The organism is Streptomyces chumphonensis (assembly GCF_014779715.1).
Taxonomy (GTDB): domain Bacteria; phylum Actinomycetota; class Actinomycetes; order Streptomycetales; family Streptomycetaceae; genus Streptomyces; species Streptomyces chumphonensis.
This window is the reverse complement of sequence record NZ_JACXYU010000008.1, coordinates 77,401-96,100: the sequence shown is the minus strand read 5'-3', so window position 1 is coordinate 96,100 and position 18,700 is coordinate 77,401. Positions and strand designations below refer to the sequence as shown.

Genomic DNA, 18,700 nt, shown 5'->3' with positions numbered 1-18,700 from the left:
ACACGCTCCTTGGGGGGTCAGAAGATGGAGAGGTCGAGCGGGGCACCACCGAAGTGGCCGCCCAGGGACTCGGTGGTGCGCACCCGGCTCGGGGGATGGAAGGCCAGGGCCCGGGAGGTCGCCAGGAGAAGGCCGACGTCACCGCTCCCGACGAACGCCAACCCGCCCAGCAGCCCGGCCAACCGGGCGCACAAGTTCGGCAGTCGCTCCTCGACGAGGGTGCGGGCCAGCAGCGCCGCCGTCATGGCCGACTCCGCCGTGGCTCCGGAGTCGAGGACGCCGGCCGCCGCCTGGCAGGTGCTGCGGTAGCCGAACAGTTCGGCCGCCGCCTCCCCCAGAGCCCGCCGGTCGGTGCGCGGAGAGGCGGCCGCGCGATCGAACAGGGCCTGTGCGGTGCCCAGATAGGTTCCGCAGGCGAGCACCTCGAACCAGATCCACGCCCGCACCTGGAGCTCGTCCATACCGCTCTCGGGGTGGCCGCCCGGCAAAAGCATCACCGAGGGGACGCGCACGTCGTCGAGTACGACCTCCTCGCTCTCGGCCGCGACCAGCACCGGGCTGCGCCAGAACGGACGGACGGAGACGCCCTCCAGCGTGGCCGGGAGGACGGCCAGGGCGACCGTCCCGTCCCGTTCGTCCGCCGAACGCACGCGCACGCTCGTGGTCAGGATGTCCATGGAGCGGGCCAGACTGCAGGGCTTCTTGGCGCCGTTGAGCACGTAACCGGCGCCGTCGTCCACCGCGGTGGCCGTCGTGTTGGGAACAAGGGCGTCGTCGCCGCGACGGGCTTCCGAGGAGGCCGATGCGACCAGATGACCGTTGTTCGCGATGGAGGCGAGGAGGGCCCACTGCGGTGCGTCGTCGCCGACGTGCACGCGGAGGTACTCCACGAAGGAGACCACGGCGAGGTGGTGCATCATCGTCCCCACCCCCAGCGAGGGGGAGAGGGTGGCCAGCGACGACTGGACACGCAGCGCGCCACGGCAGTCGAGTCCCAGTCCGCCGTGCGCCTCGGGAATCAGCAGCCCGGGGCCGCCGGCCCGGCGGAACAGCTCCAGCACCGGGCTGTCGGCGTCCTCCAGCCGACCCAGGTCGTGCTCGGCCAGCGCGGAGATCAGCCCGGGCAGTCGCTCCTCGGTGTACTCGGCGTCCGGCGCCGTGAACTCGCTCCAGCAGGGCTGACGTTCACTCATGGCTGGGCTCCTCGCCGCTGTTCGGATGGTGGTCGCGCACCCAGCGGGCGAGCCGCTCGGGTGTGTCGTGTGTCTGGAAGGCCGCCACGGGCACGTCGACCCCGAGCGTGTCGCGGATGCGTCGTCGCAGGTCGATGGTGGTGAGCGAGTCGAGCCCCAGCTCCCGGAAGGAGCTGTCGGCGGTCCGCCGGGCGTCCCCGGCCCCCAGGCCGAGGACGTCGGCGACCTTCCGCAGCACGACGGCGTCCACGGGCTCGGGGGCGGCCGGACCGGCGTGGGACGTGCGCTCCGGTTCCGGGGCCGGCCGGTCGGCGCCGCGAGCACTCTCCGTTCCCACGGCCCCGGTCCGAAGCCAGAACCTCCGCCCGTCGAAGGGCGTGGGCGGCAGATCGGCCGGACCCGCGCCGGCCACGCCCAGTGCGTCGGCGTTCCACGCGACGGGTACGCCCTGCGCCCACGCCAGGGTCAACGAGGCCAGGAAGTCCCGGAGTCCGCCGCGCTCACGGCGGAGACTGCCGACGGCGGCGGACGCTCCCGCGCCGTCGAGCCCGTCCAGCACGGCGGTGACGGACGTGGTCAGCACCGGGTGGGGGCTGACCTCGACGAACGCCGTCGGGCGGTAACCGGCCACCGCGGTGACGGAGTCGGCGAACCGGACCTCTCCGCGCAGGTTCTCGTACCAGTAGGAGGCGTCGAGCCCGGTGCCGGTCAGCCACTCCGCGCGGGCCGTGGAGAAGAACGGCGTGCGGGCGGCCCGGGGGGTGATCCCGGCGAGTGCGTCGAGCAGCTCCGCGCGCACCGGCTCGACCATCGCCGAGTGCGAGGCGTAGTCGACGGCGATCCTCCGGGTACGGACGCCCGCCGTCGCGCACCGGTGCAGGAGCGCGCGCACGGCCCCGGTGGGCCCGGAGACGACCGTGCTGCCCGGCCCGTTGACCGCGGCCACCGCCACGCCGCCGACCGCCGCGTCGGGGGCCCACTCCGCCCGCTCCGCCAGCAGGGCCCTCACGTCGGGCTCGTCGAGGCCGATCACCGCCATGGTGCCGCTGCCGGACAACCGGGCCAGCACCCCGGCCCGCGCGCTCACGACGGTCGCGGCGTCCTCCAGCGTCAGGGCCCCGGCGATGTGGGCGGCCGCGACCTCCCCCTGCGAGTGGCCGATCACCACGTCCGGGGTCACCCCGCAGTCGCGCCAGAGCTCCGCGAGCCCCACCATCACGGTGAACAGCGAGACCTGGACGCCCACCAGGGTGTCCGCCCGCCCCTCGGCGTCGTCCCCGGCGAGCAGGCGGAGGACGGAGAAGTCCAGATGGGGCGCGAACGCGGCTTCGCACCGGGCCGCCGCGCGGGCGAACACCGGGGACTCGCGCAGCAGCCGCCCGGCCATGCCGGTCCACTGGGAGCCCTGGCCGGGGAAGACGAAGGCCACGGCCGGCTCACCGCGCACCCGGCCGAGGGCGACGTCGTCTCCGGAGTCCCCACGGCGCGCGGCGGTCAGGCCGGCGAGCAGTTCCCCCCGGTCCGCGGCGACGACGGCGGCCCGATGGGGGAGCTGGGCCCGGCGGAGGGCCAGAGTCCCGGCCACCGCCGTGAGCTCCGGCAGCGGGGTCCCCGCGTCGTCGTCCCCTCCCGCGGGAGCCGCGGCGTCCGTCCCCTCCGGACCGGGCCGACCGGGCGTCAGCGCCTCCCGCAGGCGTTCGAGCTGGTCCCGCAGAGCGGAGTCGCTGCCGGCCGAGACGACGAACGGCAGAGCGCCGGGGTGGTCCGGGTGGGTGGTCGACTCCGTCCGCGCGCCCGACGCCGTCGCGGGCGGCTCCTCCACGATCACGTGAGCGTTGGTGCCGCTCATGCCGAACGAGGACACGGCCATCCGGCGGGTCCGCGACCCCTTCGGCCAGGGCACGGGGCCGCGCGGCAGCAGCACGCTCGACGGCCAGTCCACCTTGGGGGTGGGGTCGGCCCCGGACAGGGTTCCCGGCGCCAGCCCGTACCGCATCGCCAGCACCGCCTTGATGAGGCCGCCGACACCGGCGGCGGCCTGGGTGTGGCCGGTCACCGCCTTCAGCGAGCCGAGCACGACCTGACCGTCCGCGGGGGCCCGGTCGCCGTAGGTCTCGATGACGCCCCGGGCCTCCACCGCGTCGCCCAGGACGGTGCCGGTGCCGTGTGCTTCGACGACGTCCACGTCCCCGGCGCGCAGCCCGGCGTCCGCGAGCGCACGCCGTATGACCCGGCGCTGGGCGGCACCGCTCGGCGCCGTCAGGCCGTTGCTCGCACCGTCCTGGTTGACGGCGCTGCCCCGGATGACGGCCAGGACCGGACAGCCCCTGCGTCGCGCCTCGGAGAGCCGGGCCAGGACGACCAGTCCCGCCCCCTCGCTCCACACGGTGCCGTCGGCGTCGGCCGAGAACGGGCGGCAGCGGCCCTCGGCGGACAGCCCGCCGAGCCGCTGGAAGTCCTCGAACATCCGGGGGGTCGACATGACCGTCACCCCGCCGGCCAGGGCGATCTCGCACTCTCCGGCCAGCAGGGAGCGGGCCGCCAGATGGAGTGCGACGAGCGACGAGGAGCAGGCCGTGTCCACGGTCATCGCGGGGCCTTCCAGGCCCAGTTGGTAGGAGACGCGGCCCGAGAGCACGGCGTTGGAGGCTCCGGTCAGCTCGTGGCCGCCGAGCGCGTCGCCGCCCTCGCGGGCAGCGGCGGCGTAGTCGCCCGCCATCGCACCCAGGAAGACGCCGACGTCGCGGCCGCGCAAGGACCCGGGATCGACCCCGGCACGTTCCACCGCCTCCCAGCACAGCTCCAGCACGATGCGCTGCTGTGGGTCCATGGCCCGTGCCTCACGCGGGGAGATGCCGAAGAAGGCCGCGTCGAAGTTCGCCACGTCCTTCAGGAAGCCGCCCATCCGTGCGTGCTCCCCCTCGGCCGCCCAGGCCGGGCCCCGGTCCGAGGGCAGTTCGCCGAGTGCGTGCTGTCCGGACAGCGCCAACCTCCACAGCGCCTCCGGGTCGTTGACGCCCCCCGGATAGCGGCAGGCCGTCGCCATGACGACGACCGGGTCCTCCGCCACCGCCGCCGGGGGCGCGGAGGCGGCCGGCTCCGGCGTCCCCACCCCCGCCGACCCGGAGGCCCTGAGACCGAGGTCGGTGAGCCGGTCGGCCAGCGCGCGCGGGGAGGGGTGCTCGTACAGGAGTGAGGAGGGCAGGTCGAGCCCGGTGAGCGCGACGAGTTCGGCGCGCAGTTCCAGACCCGGCAGACTCGTCATTCCCAGGTCCGCGAGTGCCTGGTCCGGGGGAACCGGCCGGTCGGCCGGCAGGCTCAGGACCTCGCGGACCGCCCCGAGTACCAGGGCGAGCGGATCGCGCGGGGGCGCGACCGCGGGCGTCGTGGCCGCCGGTGCGTCCACCGCCGCCGTCGTGTCGGCCGGTGCCTGGGACGCTCCCGCGTCCTTCGCCGCGCCGAAGGGGTAGGTGGGCAGCGGGGTCCACCCGTCTCCGGCGAGCCGGGGCAGCGCGTCGTAACGCACCTCGTGCCCCCGTACCCCGGCGAGGACGAGGGCGTCGAGGAGGCCGGCGTACTCCGCACGGGGATCACGGACGAACGACTCGGCCGCCACGTCGTCCCCGGGCCCGGCGTCGTCGAGGGTCAGACCGGTGAGCGTGCGTCCGACGCCCAGCTCCAGGCAGAGCCCGGTCCCCTGCTCGCGCAGCACGCCGAGCCCGTCGGCGAAGCGGACGGTACGCCGGACGTGGTCCACCCAGTAGTCGGCGGTCCGCAGGTCACGGCCGGTCGCGAGAGCGCCGGTGAGGTTGGAGAGGACGGGCCGGTCGGGTGCGTGGTAGTCGATCCGCTCGGCGGCGGCCCGGAACTCCTCCAGCACCGGGTCCATGTGGTGGGAGTGGAAGGCGTGGGCCACCGCCAGCTCCCTGACCCGGAAGCCCCGCTCCCGCAAGGCGCCCGCGCACGCGAGCACGGCGGCCCGGTCGCCCGAGAGCACGGTGGTGGAACGGCCGTTGACCGCGGCGATGTCCACGCCGGGAGTGTGCGCGGCCACGACGGCCCGAGTCTCCGCCAGCGGCGCACGGACCGAGACCATCACACCCGTCGGGTCGGCCTTCGCCATGGCGTTGCCGCGCGCGATGACGAGGCGGACGGCGTCCGTGAGCGAGAACACGCCCGCGACGTGCGCCGCGGCGAGCTCGCCCACCGAGTGGCCCAGGAGCACGTCGGCCCGCACGCCCAGGTCCTCCACGCAACCGCTCAGCGCGACCGAGAAGGCGAACAGGGCCAGTTGGGCGTTCCGGGTGGAGCGCAGCACGTCGGGGTCCTGGGCATCGGTGGTGAGGACCAGGTCGCGCAGCGGCGTGTCCAGCATCGGGTCGGCCACCGCGGCGATGTCGTCGAAGCGGCGGGCGAAGCCGGGGAGCCGGGCGTGCAGTTCCGCGCCCATGCCCGGATGCTGGCTGCCCTGACCCGGGTAGAGGAAGGCCGTACGGGCGCGGTCGCCACGGCCCCGGTGGACCGACCTGGCCCGTCCGTGGGACGCCAGCCGGCCCAGGCGCTCGCGCAGCTCGCTCACCGAACGGGCGGTGAACCCGGCCCGGTGGGCCAGCCGGGCCCGGCGTCCCGTGAGGGTGCGTGCCATCGTGGCCAGCTCACCGGGCTCGGCGAGTCGGTCCGCGTGCTCCGCGGCCCAGGCGTCCAGCGCGTCGGCGGCGCGGCGCACGGCGTCCTCGGTCGCAGCGGACAGCAGCACCGGGACCGGCTCGGCGGCGTCGGCGCCGGTGCGCGTCCGCTCATCCCGTCGGGTCGGCGTGTCCGGTGCGGTGGACGGCGCGGGCGGCGGGCCGAGGACGACATGGCAGTTCGTGCCGCCCATCCCGATCGAGCTGACCCCGACGAGCGTGCCCGGGGGCAGCCCCACGAGATCGGCCGGAACCTCGATCCCGGCACGCGACAGCCGTCGGGCGGACTCACCGCCGCGGTGCCCCGAGGTCCCGGGCACGGCGCCCGCCCGTACCGCGAGCACCGCCTTGACCAGCCCGAGCAACCCGGCCGCGCCTTCCAGGTGCCCGATCGTCGTCTTGATCGAGCCCACCCGCAGCGGTGCCGCCCGTCCCGGGTCGGGCCGCTCGCCGAAGACCCGGGTCAGCACCTCGGCCTCCGCCGCGTCACCCACGCGGGTGCCGGTGCCGTGCAGTTCGACGTAGCCGATGTCCCTCGGTGCCACCGCGGCCCGGGACTGGGCGCGGAGCATGGCGCGGACGTGTCCCGCCGGTTCGGGGACGAGGAGGGCGGGCCCCTCCCCGTCGTGGGTGACGGCGCTGCCCCGCAGCACCGCGTACACGCGGTCGCCCGAGCGCAGGGCGTCGGCCAGCGGCCGCAGCACGACCGCCGCCCCGCCCTCCCCGCGCACGTAGCCGTCGGCGTCGTCCTCGAACAACGTGGCCCGCCCGGAGGGTGACTGGCCGCCGAAGGAGGCCGTGGCCACGGCCGCCTCCGTGGAGAGGTTGAGGTTCACCCCGGCGACCAGGGCGCTCGAGCAGTCTCCCGCGCGCAGGGCCAGCAGCGCGTGGTGGACGGCGACGAGCGAGGAGGACTGTCCCGTGTCGAGCACCAGACTCGGGCCACGCAGCCCCAGGGCGTGGGAGACCCGGGCGGCGAGGACCGAGGTCTCCGTGGCCGCCAGGGTGCCGGGACCGATCCTGCCCCGGCGCCCGGCCGCGTGCTCCATCGCCCAGTCGGCGCCCATGGAGCCGACGAAGACCCCCGTTTCCCCCTCCGCCGGCGCGGCCGGGTTGCGGCCGGCGTCCTCCAGAGCGGTCCAGCACAGTTCGAGCGTGGCGCGCTGGTGCGGGTCGATCGCCGCCGCCTCGCGTTCCGTGACGCCGAAGAGTCCCGCCTCGAAGCGCTCGACGTCCGCGAAGTAGTGGCCCTGACCGAGACGTTCACGCACCTCCCGGGGAACGGCGTCGAGGGCGAAGCGGCCCTTCGGCGCCGGACTCCCGGCCCGGCGGCCCTCGGTCATCAGGCGCCACAGTTCCTGCGGGCCCTCCGCGCCGGGCACCCGGCAGGCCAGTCCGACGACGGCGATGTCCGGGGGTACGGGGGTGCTCATGCGATCTCGTCGTCCTTCCGTACGGCGCGGACCGTCAGCCGGTCGGCGACGATCGGCGCGGCGGCGGAGGTCGGGGCGCCGTCGGGGTCGGCGGTGGTCGGATCGGTGCTCGGCCCGGCCGTCGGCACGGAGGCCGGTACGGTGACGCCCAGAACCCGGTCCGCCAGCAGTCCCAGCGAGCTGAGGTTGGCGAAGCCGGGGCCCTGCGCGTAGCCCGCCAGCGTCGGCAGGACCAGCCTCGGCCGCAGCCCGACGAGGGAGAGGTCCGCGCCGATGTGGTGCTCCAGCGCTTCCGTCGTGTCGGCGGAGTCGCCGATCACCGTCCGGACCGCCTGCCGCGCCTGCGGGCCGAGGAGGTCGAGGAACCAGTCGTGCCGGGCCCCCGTCGCATCGATCACGACGTCGAAGCGCAGGGCGAGGTCGGCGCGGTCGGGGTTCCGCAGCACGAGTTCGACCCGCCCGTCCACGCGGTGCGCCGACACCACCCGGCCCTGCCGGTGGGACACCGGGCAGCCCTCACTGGCGATGGTCTCGATGGCCCGCGGCGAGTACACGGCGCGGTCGGTCCGTGCGATGACCTCACGGCGGTCGACGTCGGACAGCTCCAGCCAGCGCTCGGGCTCGGAGTAGAGCGCGTTCTCGAAGTAGCCCTCGCCCCGGCTGTAGACGACGGGTTGCGGGCTGATGACCGTCGTCGTCCCGGCGTTCTCCAGCACGAGGTTCTCGACGATGGAGGCCGCCGTCTCACCGCCTCCGACCACAGCGACGCTCGGCTCGGTCAGCGAGGTGTCCAGACCAAGCCGCCAGTACTCCTCCACACTGCACACGGCGTCACCGGCCAGCACACCGTCCCGGGGGCCCGGTCCGCTCACCATGACGGCCCCGGCACCGATCCGGGCCTCCCCGCCACGGCTGCCCTCGACGGTGACCTCCCAGTGGTCCCCGGCCACCTCCATGCGGCGGACCCAACCGCCCACCACCGGGACGTCCAGCCGTCCCGCGGCCCACCGGAGGTACGCGGCCCACGTCGAGTGGCGCGGGCTCGGCCGTCCGGCGTCGACCCAGGCGGCGTAGCGTCCGGTGGCGACCAGGAAACCCGTCCAGCCGAACTCCTGCACGCGGGAATTGACCTCGCCACTGAGCGCTCCGTATCCCGCACGGGCGTACGGGAAGCCCAGATCCTTCTCCGGGCTGGTGGAGAGCCGCGGCTTGCCGTTGGTGCGCCCGCCGACGGCCGTCCAGTTCGCGCCGACGCCGTACGGCTCGACGATCACGACGCGGGGCGCGTCGAACCCCATCTCGCGCAGGACCTGACTCTTGGCCGCGGTGGCCAGCGCCTTGGGACCCGCGCCGACGACGCAGAGAAGCCCTGAGGTGACCGGGCCCGGGACGCCGAAGCGGCGTTGGGCTTCCTGGGGGGACAGCGGCTCCATGCTCAGCGCTCCAGCTTGTGGTCGGACCCGGGGTCTGCCGGGTGGGTCGGGCCTGTGCGGACGGCCCGGTCGGTCGGGTGTGCCGTGGGTGGGGTGGGGGCGTGCCGGCCCGTGCGGGGGTGCGTACCGCTGGGCCGGCAGGCCCACCGCTCAGTTCGGGTTCCAGCTACCGAGGAGCGCTTGGAGCGTCTCCTGGTCCAGCCCCGAGGCGTCGGCGCCGGGGCGGCCCGTCGCCGTGGAGCGCGACGGTTCCCGGCTTCGGGCGGCGGCCTCGTCGCAGGCCGTCGCGAGCTCCGCGACGGTCGGGTTCTCGAAGACCATCTGCGCCGTCAGGGGCAGGCCCCGCGCCCGGGCCCGGCTGGCCAGTTGGACGGAGACGATGCTGTCGCCGCCCAGGGCGAAGAACCCGTCGTCGCGGCCCACGTCCTCGACCTTGAGCACCTCGCCGAGCAGCTCGGCGACCAGGCGTTCGGTCTCGGTGCGCGCCGGCCGCCGGGCCCCCGACGTCGTGATGTCGGGCAGGGGCAGCGCCTGGCGGTCGAGCTTGCCGGAACCGGTCAGAGGCATGGACTCCAGCACCGTGAGCGCCGAAGGGTGGAGGTAGACGGGCAGGACGCGCGTCAGGTGCTCCCGCACCCCGTTCAGCACCGGTTCGGGGTCCGCACCGGGGTCGGTGAGGGTCAGGTAGCCGGCGATCCCCGCGGACCCGCCCGACTCGTGGACCCGGGCGGCCGAGGCGGCGACCCCCGGCGCAGCCCTCAGCGCCGCCTCGATCTCCCCCAGTTCGACGCGGATGCCGCGCACCTTGACCTGGTGGTCGGTCCGGCCGCCGAACAGCAGCCGTCCGTCGGCGCTCCACCGTGCTCGGTCCCCCGTGCGGTAGAGCACCGAGCCGGGGGTGTCGGCGTACGGGTCGGGGATGAAGCGGGCGGCCGTCAGCGCGGGCCGTCGCCAGTAGCTGCGGGCCAGCTGATGACCCGCGGCGTAGACCTCCCCGGTCACACCGGGCGGGCACAGGTTCAGGTGCTCGTCGAGGACGAGCACCCGGGCGCCGTCCACCGGTGTACCGAGGTGGAGACCCGCCGAGTGCAGGGGCCCCCGGACGACGCCGCCGCTCAGCTCCGTCGCACCGTAGTTGTTGACGATCTCGCTCTCCGGCGCGGTCGCCCGCAGCCTGTCCAGGAGGGCGGGCGTCATCGGTTCCCCGCTGCTGATCCAGCGCGGCACCGAGCGCACGGCCTCCGGGGAAGCGCCGATGAGCGCGTTGATGGCCGTCGGCACCGCGGTGACCTGGCCGATCGGATGGTCCCGGATCAGCCGGACGAGGCTGCCCACGTCCCTGGCCTCGGCCTCGTCGGCGAGGACGAGCTTCGCTCCGGCGAGGAGCCCGGCGAGGATCTCGCAGCCCCCGTCGTGGAAGCTCAGCCACCCCTGGCACAGCCGGACGTCGGGCGAGGCGATCGGGTAGCGCACGGGCTGCCAGGTCAGCCGGGCCGCGTAGGCGCGGTGGGTGCCGAGCACCCCCTTCGGCACGCCCGTCGAGCCCGAGGTGTAGAGGAAGTACGCGATGTTCTCGCCACGGGCGGCGCGGGACACCTCGGCAGGCAGCGGCTCCGCCGTCTCCGTGTCGAGTTCGGCGGCCACCTCCGGGTCGTCCAGCCGCAGGACCGGTGGGCCGTCGGCTTCCGGCAGCTCGAGGGGCGCGTCGGAGCGGGTGACGACGGCCACGGGCGCCGCGTCGGACACCATGAACGCCACCCTCTCGGCCGGCAGCCGCAGGTCGAGGGGCAGGTAGGCGGCCCCGGTCTTCACCGTGGCCAGCAGGGCCACCACCATGTCGATCGAGCGGGGGACCGCGAGCGCCACGAACCGTTCCGGGCCGGCTCCGCGCCGCAGCAGAAGCCGCGCCAACCGGTCGCTGCGCTCGTGCAGGTCGGCGTAGTCGAGTGTCTCCCCGGCGCACTCCACGGCGACCCGCCCGCCGGGTGCGGCGGCCGGCGTGGTGCGGCTGCGTTCGACCAGTTCCGGCAGTGTCTCGGCGCGGTCCGGCACAGCGAGCGGGCCACGGCTCCATTCCCGCAGGATCAACCGCCTCTCCTCGTCCGAGACGAGGTCGAGGGTGTGCAGCCGCCGCGTCGGCTCCGTGGCGAGGGTCCGCAGGATCAGCCCGAGCCGGTCGACGAGCTGTCGCACGGTGTGCTCGTCGTACAGGTCACGCCGGTAGATCAGCTCCCCGATCCAGCCTCCGGTGGCGGAGCACGGCTCGAAGTCGACGGAGAGGTCGTACTTGGCCGTCGCCGTGTAGCGGGTGAGCGAGCGCCACGTCAGGTCGCCCACCGCGCCCCGCAGAACCTCCTCCGCGCGCAGCTGCACCAGTACCTGGAAGAGCGGGTTGACCGCGAGCGAGCGTTCGACGCCGACGGCCTCCACGACCTTCTCGAACGGCAGCCCGGCGTGCTGGTACGCCTCGGCCGCACGGGTGGTGGCACGCCGTACCACCTCCTCCAGCGTGGGGTCCCCGGACAGGTCGTTGCGCACGACGAGAAGGTTCACGAACAGCCCGACGACCTCGTCGACGGCCTCGTCCGGCCGGTTGGCGATCGGGGTGCCCAGCGGAACGTCGTCCCCCGCCCCGAGCTTGCCCAGCAGCAGCGCCACAGCCGTCTGGAGCACGATGAACGGGGTGGAACCGAGCCGTGCGGCGAGCTCCTCCACGCCCCGGCGCACCTCGGCGTCGTATCCGAAGGGCACCACTCCGCCCGCCCGGTCGGGACGCGCCGGGCGCGGCCGGTCCAGCAGTACGGCGGTGTCCTGCGGCAGGTCCGCCAGCGTGTCGCGCCAGAACTCGGACTGCCGTGCGGCCTCCTCCCTTCCCTCCGTGCTCTCCTCCCACTCCCGCTGCCACAGTGTGTAGTCCGCGTAGTGGACGGTCGGCACCGGCAGCACGGGAGCGTCCGTGCCGCTCTCCCCCCGGGCGCGCAGGCCGTAGGCACGGGTGAGGTCGGCGACCAGCAGTCCCGCCGAGACCTCGTCGCACACGATGTGGTGGAGCAGCAGCGACAGGACGTGGCGGTGCTCCGCGACACGGAACAGTGCCGCCCGGAGGGGCCGTTCACGGGCGAGGTCGAAGGGGTGCTCGGTGTGGTCGGCAAGCGCCTGGGACAGGCCGTCCTCGGGCTGGTCCACCACTCGCAGGGCGACCTCGTGGTGGTCCAGGATCTCCTGGTGTCCGACGCCGCCCCGGTCCGGGAAGACCGTCCGCAGGCTCTCGTGCCGGCGTACGACGTCGCCCAGGGCCTGCCGTAGCGCGGCCACGTCGAGCGGGCCGGTGAACTCCAGGGCGAGGGGGATGTTGTAGGTCGTGCTGTCCTGCTCGACCCGGTCCACGAACCAGATGCGGCGCTGCGCCGCCGACATGGGCACGACCTCGGGTCTCGGCCGAGCGGTCAGCGCGGCCCGGGGGGACGCGCCACCGGTGGGTGTCCGGGTGTCGGGGGCCCCGGTACCGGCGGCCTCACGCACCAGGCGCGCCAGTTCCCGGGGCGTGGCCCGGGCGAACGCCTCCCGCAGGTCCAGCCGCACGCCGTGGTCGCGGTGCAACCGGGAGACGAGCCGGGTCAGCAGCAGGGAATGGCCGCCGAGTGCGAAGAACGAGGTGTCGGCGCCCACGCGGCGGCCGTCCACCGTCGGCTCCGCCCCAGCGCGCGCCCCGGTGTCCGAGGCGGCTTCCCCGTCCGGCGCCCCGGACGGGTCGCGGGGGGCGAGGAGCGTGGCGAACAGGAGGGCGATCCGCCGTTCCAACCCGGCTGCGGCGGGGCGGAAGACGTCGGCCTCCGCCGGTGGGGCGTCGGGCAGGGCCCGCCGGTCCGTCTTGCCCGCCGGGGTGAGGGGCAGCGCGTCGAGCACGACGAACGCTCCGGGCACCAGGTAGCGGGGCAGCAGGCCCGCCATCCGCTGCCGCAGGGCGGCCACATCGAGCGTCCCGTCCCCGCCGGGGGTGACGTAGGCGACCAGGCGGATGCCGGTGTGCTCGTCCTCGCGCGGAACGACCACGGCACTGCCGACCTCCTCGTCGGCGCGCAGGACGGCCTCGACCTCGCCCGGCTCGACGCGGAACCCGCGAATCTTGACCTGGTCGTCCACGCGCCCGGCGAACTCCAGGTCGCCGTCGTCGTTGAACCTGGCCAGATCCCCGGTGCGGTAGAGCCGCGCGCCCGGTGTCAGCGGGCTCGGCACGAAGCGTTCGGCGGTGAGCGCCGGCCGGCCGAGATAGCCGCGCGCCAGCGAGCTGCCCTCCAGGTACAGCTCGCCGACCTCTCCGGGTGGCACCTGGGCCAGATCCGCATCGAGCACCAGCGCCGTGTTGCCCCACTTGGGCCGGCCGATGGGCACGGTACGCGGCCCCTGCGCCGTGGTCACGGCGTAGCCGGTCACCGCCTGGGTGGTCTCGGTGGGGCCGTAGAAGTTGCCCAGCACCGACCGTCCGTCGGAGCCGAAGCGGGCGAGCACCCGGTCGGCGAGATCGCCGGGCAGGGCCTCCCCGCCCACCGGGAGCCAGCGCAGCGCGGGAAGCTTCGCCCGCGGCGCGGCGCTCACCAGGTAGTGCAGGAAGCTCGGCACGGCGTGTACGACGCTGGCCTCCAGCTCGGCCAGCTCGGCGAACAGGGCGTCGAGGTCCTTCTCGACGTCGGCTCGGGGCACGAGCACCTCGCCCCCCACGACCAGCGGGCCGAGGACCTCGCCGAGGGAGACGTCGAAGGCCGGGGAGGCCAACTGCAGCCAGCGCACCCGCTCGTTCTCCGCGTGGCTGTCCCGGAAGCGGCCGACCAGCCACTCCAGGTGCTCGCCGAGAGCGGCGTGCGTGGTCCCCACGGCCTTCGGCGCTCCGGTGGAGCCCGAGGTGTGGATGACGTAGGCGAGGTTGTCGGCGTGCAGGGGCCGGACCCGGTCGCGGTCGCCGACGTCGGCCCCTCCCGAAGCCGCCTCGACCTCGGCGAGCCAGCCCGCCGAGTCGGCGACGGTGCGCGGCACGCCGTCGCCGGGGACGAGGGAGTCCGTCGCCGACATGGTGATCAGGTGCCGGGGCCGGGTGCCGAGCAGCAACCGCTCCAGTCGCTCCCGGGGGTGGGCGACGTCGAGCGGGACCAGGACGGCCCCCGACTTGAGGACGCCGAGCGTCACCGCCACGGCGGTGAACGAGCGCTCCAGCGCGCAGGCCACCGGGTCCTCGGTGCCGAGGCCACGGGCGGCCAGCCGACGGGCGACGGCGTTGGCGCGGTCGTTCAGCTCGCCGTAGGTCATCGTGCCCTCGGCCCCGCGCAGTGCCACGGCCTCCGGATGGGCGGCCACGCGGGCCTCGAACTTCTCCACCACGGTCGTGGCCGGACCGGGGAAGGGCGCAGAGCTGCCGAAGCGCAGCAGCCGTATCCGCTCCTCCTCGGTGATCCGCCTCAGGTTCCCCAGCGGGACGTTCGGCGTGGCCGCTCCGGCGAGCAGCACGCGCCGCGTGGTGTGGGCCACCGAGCGAACCCGGTCGGGCGTGAAGGCGGTGGGCATGAAGGCGAAGCGCAGCACCCAGTGCCCGGCGGGCTCCCGGCGGGCCAGCACCGAGAGCGGGACCTGGAGCACGTCCGTGCGGGCCTGCCGCGACGTCACCTCGACTCCGGGAAGCCGGAGGTGGACGCCGACGTCCTCGACCGCGAAGCTCACGTCGACCGGCTGGTCGCGTCCGGCGGCGCCGAGCAGTCGCACGGTCCGGTCGTAGGGAAGGTCCTGGTGCGCGATCGCGTCGGCGAGGATCCGCCCGGTGTCTCCGACGGCCTCCCGCAACCCGCGGCGCGGGTCGCCGGGCAGCGGAAGCAGGACGACGTTGCCGAAGTAGCCGATGGCCCGCGCGCGGGCGTCGTCGTCGCGCAGTGTCACCGGGCTGGCGATGAGCTGCCGTTCGCCGCTGCCGTGCCGCCGCAGGGCCGCCGCGAGAGAGCTGAGGAGGACGGCGAACGGTGTGGTCGCGCAGCTCCGGGCGAGTGCGTCGACGGTCGCCGACTCGGCGCTGTCCAGGCTGATCTCCAGGGACCGGCCGGGCGCGGTGCGGGTGTCGGCCCCGTCCCGGTCGCGGAGGCCGGCCACGCCTTCGGCGCCGTCGAGGACCTGCGACCAGTGCCGGTCCAGGTCCGGAAGGCTTCGCGCGAGCGCTCGTTCCTGGGCGAGCGCGGCGTCCGCGTGGCAGACGGCGGGGCCGCGGTCGCGGCCCTCCACGGCCTCGGAGAGGTCGTCGAAGAACAGCTGCCAACAGGCGTCGTCCCAGGCGATGTGGTGGGCGACGAGCAGCAGGGTGTACCGCCCTGCCCCGTCCTCGTCGGTGCCGCGGTCGTAGAGGGTGACCCGGACGGGTTGGTCCGCCGCCAGGTCGAAGGGCGTGTGCACGGCTCGGTGCACGAGGGCGTCGACGTCGTCCTCGGTGGCCTCGCGGGCATCGACCACGGTGAGGGGGGCGGTCTCCGGGAGGTCCGGGACGGCCCGCAACTCGCCTGTGTCGGAGCAGAGATAGCGGGTGCGCAGGATCTCGTGACGGCCGATCACCTTGCCCAGCGCGACCCGCAGAGCGGGGACGTCGACGGCGCCGCGGAGGTCCATGGCGCTGCCCACGTTGAGCGCGACACCGCTCGGGTCCGACTCGTGCTGGAGCCAGAGCCGTTGCTGAGCGGTACTCGCGGGCGTCGGGGTACCGGGCTGCCGCACGGCCTCCCCCGTCCCTGCGGACGGGTGCCCGGCCCCGTCCCCGGCCACAGGCCCGGAACGGCCGTCCTCGGACCCGCCGGGCGGGCCGACGGTGGCTGCCCCGCGTTCGGCGAGCTTTCGCCGGAACGCTTCCATCCGACGCTCCCGGTCGCCTTCTCCGGACGTCTGACTCCGCGCACCCACCGTCTGGTCCCCCTTCATCGTGTCGTGTGTCGTAGGTTCTGCTGTCGGCTAGTTCCAGGAATTGATGCTGAACCGCTCGCTGAGTTCACGGGCCCCGATCGCGTATTCGCGGAGTTCGGCCGCCTTGTCGACGAGAACCCGGTCTCCGGACGAGGCGGCGATTTCGGTGAGCCAGTCGTAGGTGGCCTCCGCCGGAACGTCGAAACGGAAATGCACCTTCGACAGGAAGAACAGGAATTCCTTGAAGTTGGACCGGTCGACGACCTTGCCGAGATCCCCGATGGCCGCCCGGCGCTCCGCCGGAAGCGGCGGGCGGTCGATGACCCGGGCGTCGGTGGACGGGCGGTAGTGGGCCGGGTCCCGGAAGATGTCGGACTCCTCGTACTCCCCGTCGAAGGCGAAGTCGACACACAGCATCTGGCGCGGGTCCGAGGAGAAGTTCGCCGCCGCGTGCACCGAACCCGCGTCGAGGAACCACACCTCCCCGGGACGCATGTTGATCACGGTGTCGTCGTTCGAGTGGAACGCCGCCGGGTTGTCCTCCAGGAACATCAGCACCCGGAAGTACTGCTCGGCGTCGCGGTCGAGTTCCACGAAGTCCCGGTGGGGGATGACGACGGCGTCGACGAGGTTGCGGGCCCGCACCATGGTGATGCGGTCGGTATCGAACACCTTCTCCACCAGCCCTCGGAGGTAGCCGGTGTTCTTTCCGTGCTCGGTGAGCTGGGCCGGTGAATCGGTGTCCCGGTAGAGATCGTCCCCGGAATCGCCGCTGGCGTTCCACAGCGGAACGTTCTTCCAGTAGCCGTTGCTGAACTCGTCGTATCCCTCCTCACCGCGCGGAACGGCGGAGAGGTATTCCAGGTCCCGGCTCAGCGGCGTCTCGTCGAGCTCGATGTTTCCAAGGATGTGTGACCTCATCGTGGGGCAACCTTTCTGGGGCACGTCGGGAACCGGGTTCTCCGGAAGGGGACGACCTCAGCCGTCATCCGCCTTCACTGCACGCTCCTGACGCCATGTGGGCCGACCACCTCACCTGGCGGTGGAAGCCGCCGCGTACTGCGGCGTGGAATGCCGTGCCCCCGGTCCGGCCGACCGCGACTACGCGGGCACCGTGACGCACGCATCCCCACGACGTTCCGGCTGGTCCAGTACGTCGATGATCGAGACGGTATCCATGACGGCAAAACTTTGGCAAGGCTTACCTAAGTTGTTGGTGAAAATGATGTTCGTCTGACGGCTCGTCGACGCCGTCGCCGGACCTCCGGATCCCAACCGCCCCTTGGGGAAGCGGTGATGACGGTGTGGAGGGGGGCCGTCCCGGTGTGATCCCGGTCTCGTTGTCCGGGGTCGCGGCGTCCTGTAACAATCGCCCCGTCCACCGCGCCTCCGATGCCCGCGGTGGTGAGGCGCCCCGCCTCGACCCCGAGGGCCCGAGGGCGTGTCCGGGTGTCATCTCCTCCACGGACGTGGGCGCCCGTTTCCTGATGTTCCGTCCACCTCGCCGGGATGGGACGCATCATGCGTCGTGCCCGGCGCCGTGCCGACGCGCCTCGGGTCGCCCAGTCCGGCCCACACGCACTCCGTAGACCGGGAGGTCCCGTGAATCACGCCGACATCTACCCCGTCCTGCCCCGCCACAGGATCGACGGGCTGCCCGAGTCCTGGCTCGGCGTCCCCCCGCCGCCCACCGGCTTCAGCCGGGAGGGATTCCACTTCCGGGAAGCCATCGCCGACCGTGCGGACATCGAGATGATCCACGCGTGGATGAACCGCCCGCACACGGCGAAGGGATGGGAGTACGACTGGCCGCTGGAACGCTGGGAAGCCCACATCAAGGCGCAGTTGGCGACGGCCTACTCCCGGCCCATCGTGGTGGAGCGGAAGGGACGGCCCATCGCGTACATGGAGTTCTACCGGATGGCGCAGGACGTGGTCGGCCACCACTACCAGGCGGGGCCCTACGACCTGAGCTTCCACCTGGCCATCGCCGACCCGGCCGACACCGGCGGCGGTCTCGGCACCACGTTGCTGGGGACGGTCATCGCGGAGTTCTTCGAGCGCGACCCCCGGTGCGACGCGATCGTCCTCGAACCGGACGCGGCCAACGGGGCCTCGCGCCGGATGATCGAGAAGAACGACGCCGTCCACCTCGGAGACGTCCGGGTGCGCCACCGGCACATCGCCCTGTACGCGAAGGTACGCGAGGGCCGCGACCTGCCCCGGCTCCTCCCCGGACACTCCACCCCGGTCTGACGGCTCCTCCACCGGACGGGACGCCCCGTCGCCCCTGAGTCCCCGTCCCCGGAAGCGCCCGGATCCCACCGGGTGTTCGCCCGCGCGCCGGGTTTGTTCACACATCTTCATACCTTCGGGGGAAGCGCGCCGATTCGGTGGATTCGGTGCCGATGGGCCGGGCAGCGTGGGGGCGCGACGTCGTCCCGCCGGACGGTCGGCCAGCCGTCCGGCAGCGCAACATTTCCGTTTCTGGAGGAAACAGCTATGGCACGTGTCCGAACCGCTCGGGTCATCGCCGCCACCGCCGCTCTGCCGTTCGCGGTGGCGGCGCTCGGCGGCGTGGCGCACGCCGACAACGGCGCCTTCGCGGGGGACGGCTCCAACGCGGGCGTGGTCAGCAGCGTCGGGAGCGGGGTGAGTGGGGACAACGCCGGGAACACGACGACGAACCAGCAGGCCGCGACCGGTCTGGGCGCCTCGAACCAGGCGAACAACGCGAGCGTGAACGGCGCCGACAACGCGGCGATCGAGCAGAACACCGTGTCCATCCACTTCTCCGAGCTGAGGTGAGCCGGTAGGCGCCTCCTGGGGAAGGGCGGCGCCGTGGGAGTCACATGAGGTACGGGCCGGACGGCCGCACCGGGGTGCGGGCGTCCGGCCCGTCCGTGCGTCCCGGCCGGCCCCGCCGCGCGGCGCCGCTCCCCGGCGTCGAGGTCCGGGTCGGGGGAGGCCCTGAGGCGGAGGGCACCGACCTCCACCCCTGGGAGGGTGGCGGGCGAAGCCGTCCTACAACT

Annotated in this window: 7 protein-coding genes; 2 read left to right on the top strand and 5 right to left on the bottom strand. The window is 73.9% G+C overall.

Features of this window, described 5'->3' with window-relative positions; translation table 11 throughout:
- Positions 1–17: 17 nt before the first annotated feature.
- The 5 genes from IF129_RS16360 to IF129_RS16340 form a co-directional block, all read right to left on the bottom strand.
- Positions 18–1,193: an acyl-CoA dehydrogenase family protein gene (locus IF129_RS16360; protein ID WP_191210413.1), complete on the bottom strand. Its 1,176-nt coding sequence runs from the start codon at positions 1,191–1,193 to the stop codon at positions 18–20.
- Complete coding sequence (locus tag IF129_RS16355) at positions 1,186–7,311, bottom strand: type I polyketide synthase (RefSeq protein ID WP_191210412.1); 6,126 nt, start codon at positions 7,309–7,311, stop codon at positions 1,186–1,188. The genes IF129_RS16360 and IF129_RS16355 overlap by 8 nt, the downstream gene beginning before the upstream one ends.
- Positions 7,308–8,744 (bottom strand): SidA/IucD/PvdA family monooxygenase, encoded by a 1,437-nt coding sequence (locus tag IF129_RS16350; RefSeq protein WP_191210411.1) that lies wholly within the window; start codon positions 8,742–8,744, stop codon positions 7,308–7,310. The genes IF129_RS16355 and IF129_RS16350 overlap by 4 nt, the downstream gene beginning before the upstream one ends.
- 150 nt (positions 8,745–8,894) lie before the next feature.
- The gene (locus IF129_RS16345; protein ID WP_191210410.1) at positions 8,895–15,485 is read right to left on the bottom strand and encodes a non-ribosomal peptide synthetase; all 6,591 of its coding nucleotides are present in this window, start codon (positions 15,483–15,485) and stop codon (positions 8,895–8,897) included.
- A 231-nt stretch (positions 15,486–15,716) separates the two neighbouring features.
- A complete protein-coding gene (locus IF129_RS16340; protein WP_191210409.1) occupies positions 15,717–16,589 on the bottom strand; it encodes an aspartyl/asparaginyl beta-hydroxylase domain-containing protein in 873 nt (290 codons plus the stop codon).
- Between the two features lie 681 nt (positions 16,590–17,270).
- Here IF129_RS16340 and IF129_RS16335 point away from each other — a divergent pair.
- Both IF129_RS16335 and IF129_RS16330 read left to right on the top strand, forming a co-directional pair.
- On the top strand, positions 17,271–17,924 hold the full coding sequence (locus tag IF129_RS16335) for a GNAT family N-acetyltransferase (RefSeq protein WP_191210408.1): 654 nt from the start codon (positions 17,271–17,273) through the stop codon (positions 17,922–17,924).
- Positions 17,925–18,170: 246 nt separating this feature from the next.
- Entirely contained in the window at positions 18,171–18,476 is a 306-nt protein-coding gene (locus tag IF129_RS16330) for a hypothetical protein (RefSeq protein WP_191210407.1), read from the top strand.
- The last annotated feature ends 224 nt before the right edge of the window (positions 18,477–18,700 follow it).

What these genes read in the sequence shown, in the direction of transcription:
- IF129_RS16360 (WP_191210413.1), bottom strand. Translation starts at nt 1,193, where the DNA reads ATGAGTGAACGTCAGCCCTGCTGGAGCGAGTTCACGGCGCCGGACGCC.
- IF129_RS16355 (WP_191210412.1), bottom strand. Translation starts at nt 7,311, where the DNA reads ATGAGCACCCCCGTACCCCCGGACATCGCCGTCGTCGGACTGGCCTGC.
- IF129_RS16350 (WP_191210411.1), bottom strand. Translation starts at nt 8,744, where the DNA reads ATGGAGCCGCTGTCCCCCCAGGAAGCCCAACGCCGCTTCGGCGTCCCG.
- IF129_RS16340 (WP_191210409.1), bottom strand. Translation starts at nt 16,589, where the DNA reads ATGAGGTCACACATCCTTGGAAACATCGAGCTCGACGAGACGCCGCTG.
- IF129_RS16330 (WP_191210407.1), top strand. Translation starts at nt 18,171, where the DNA reads ATGGCACGTGTCCGAACCGCTCGGGTCATCGCCGCCACCGCCGCTCTG.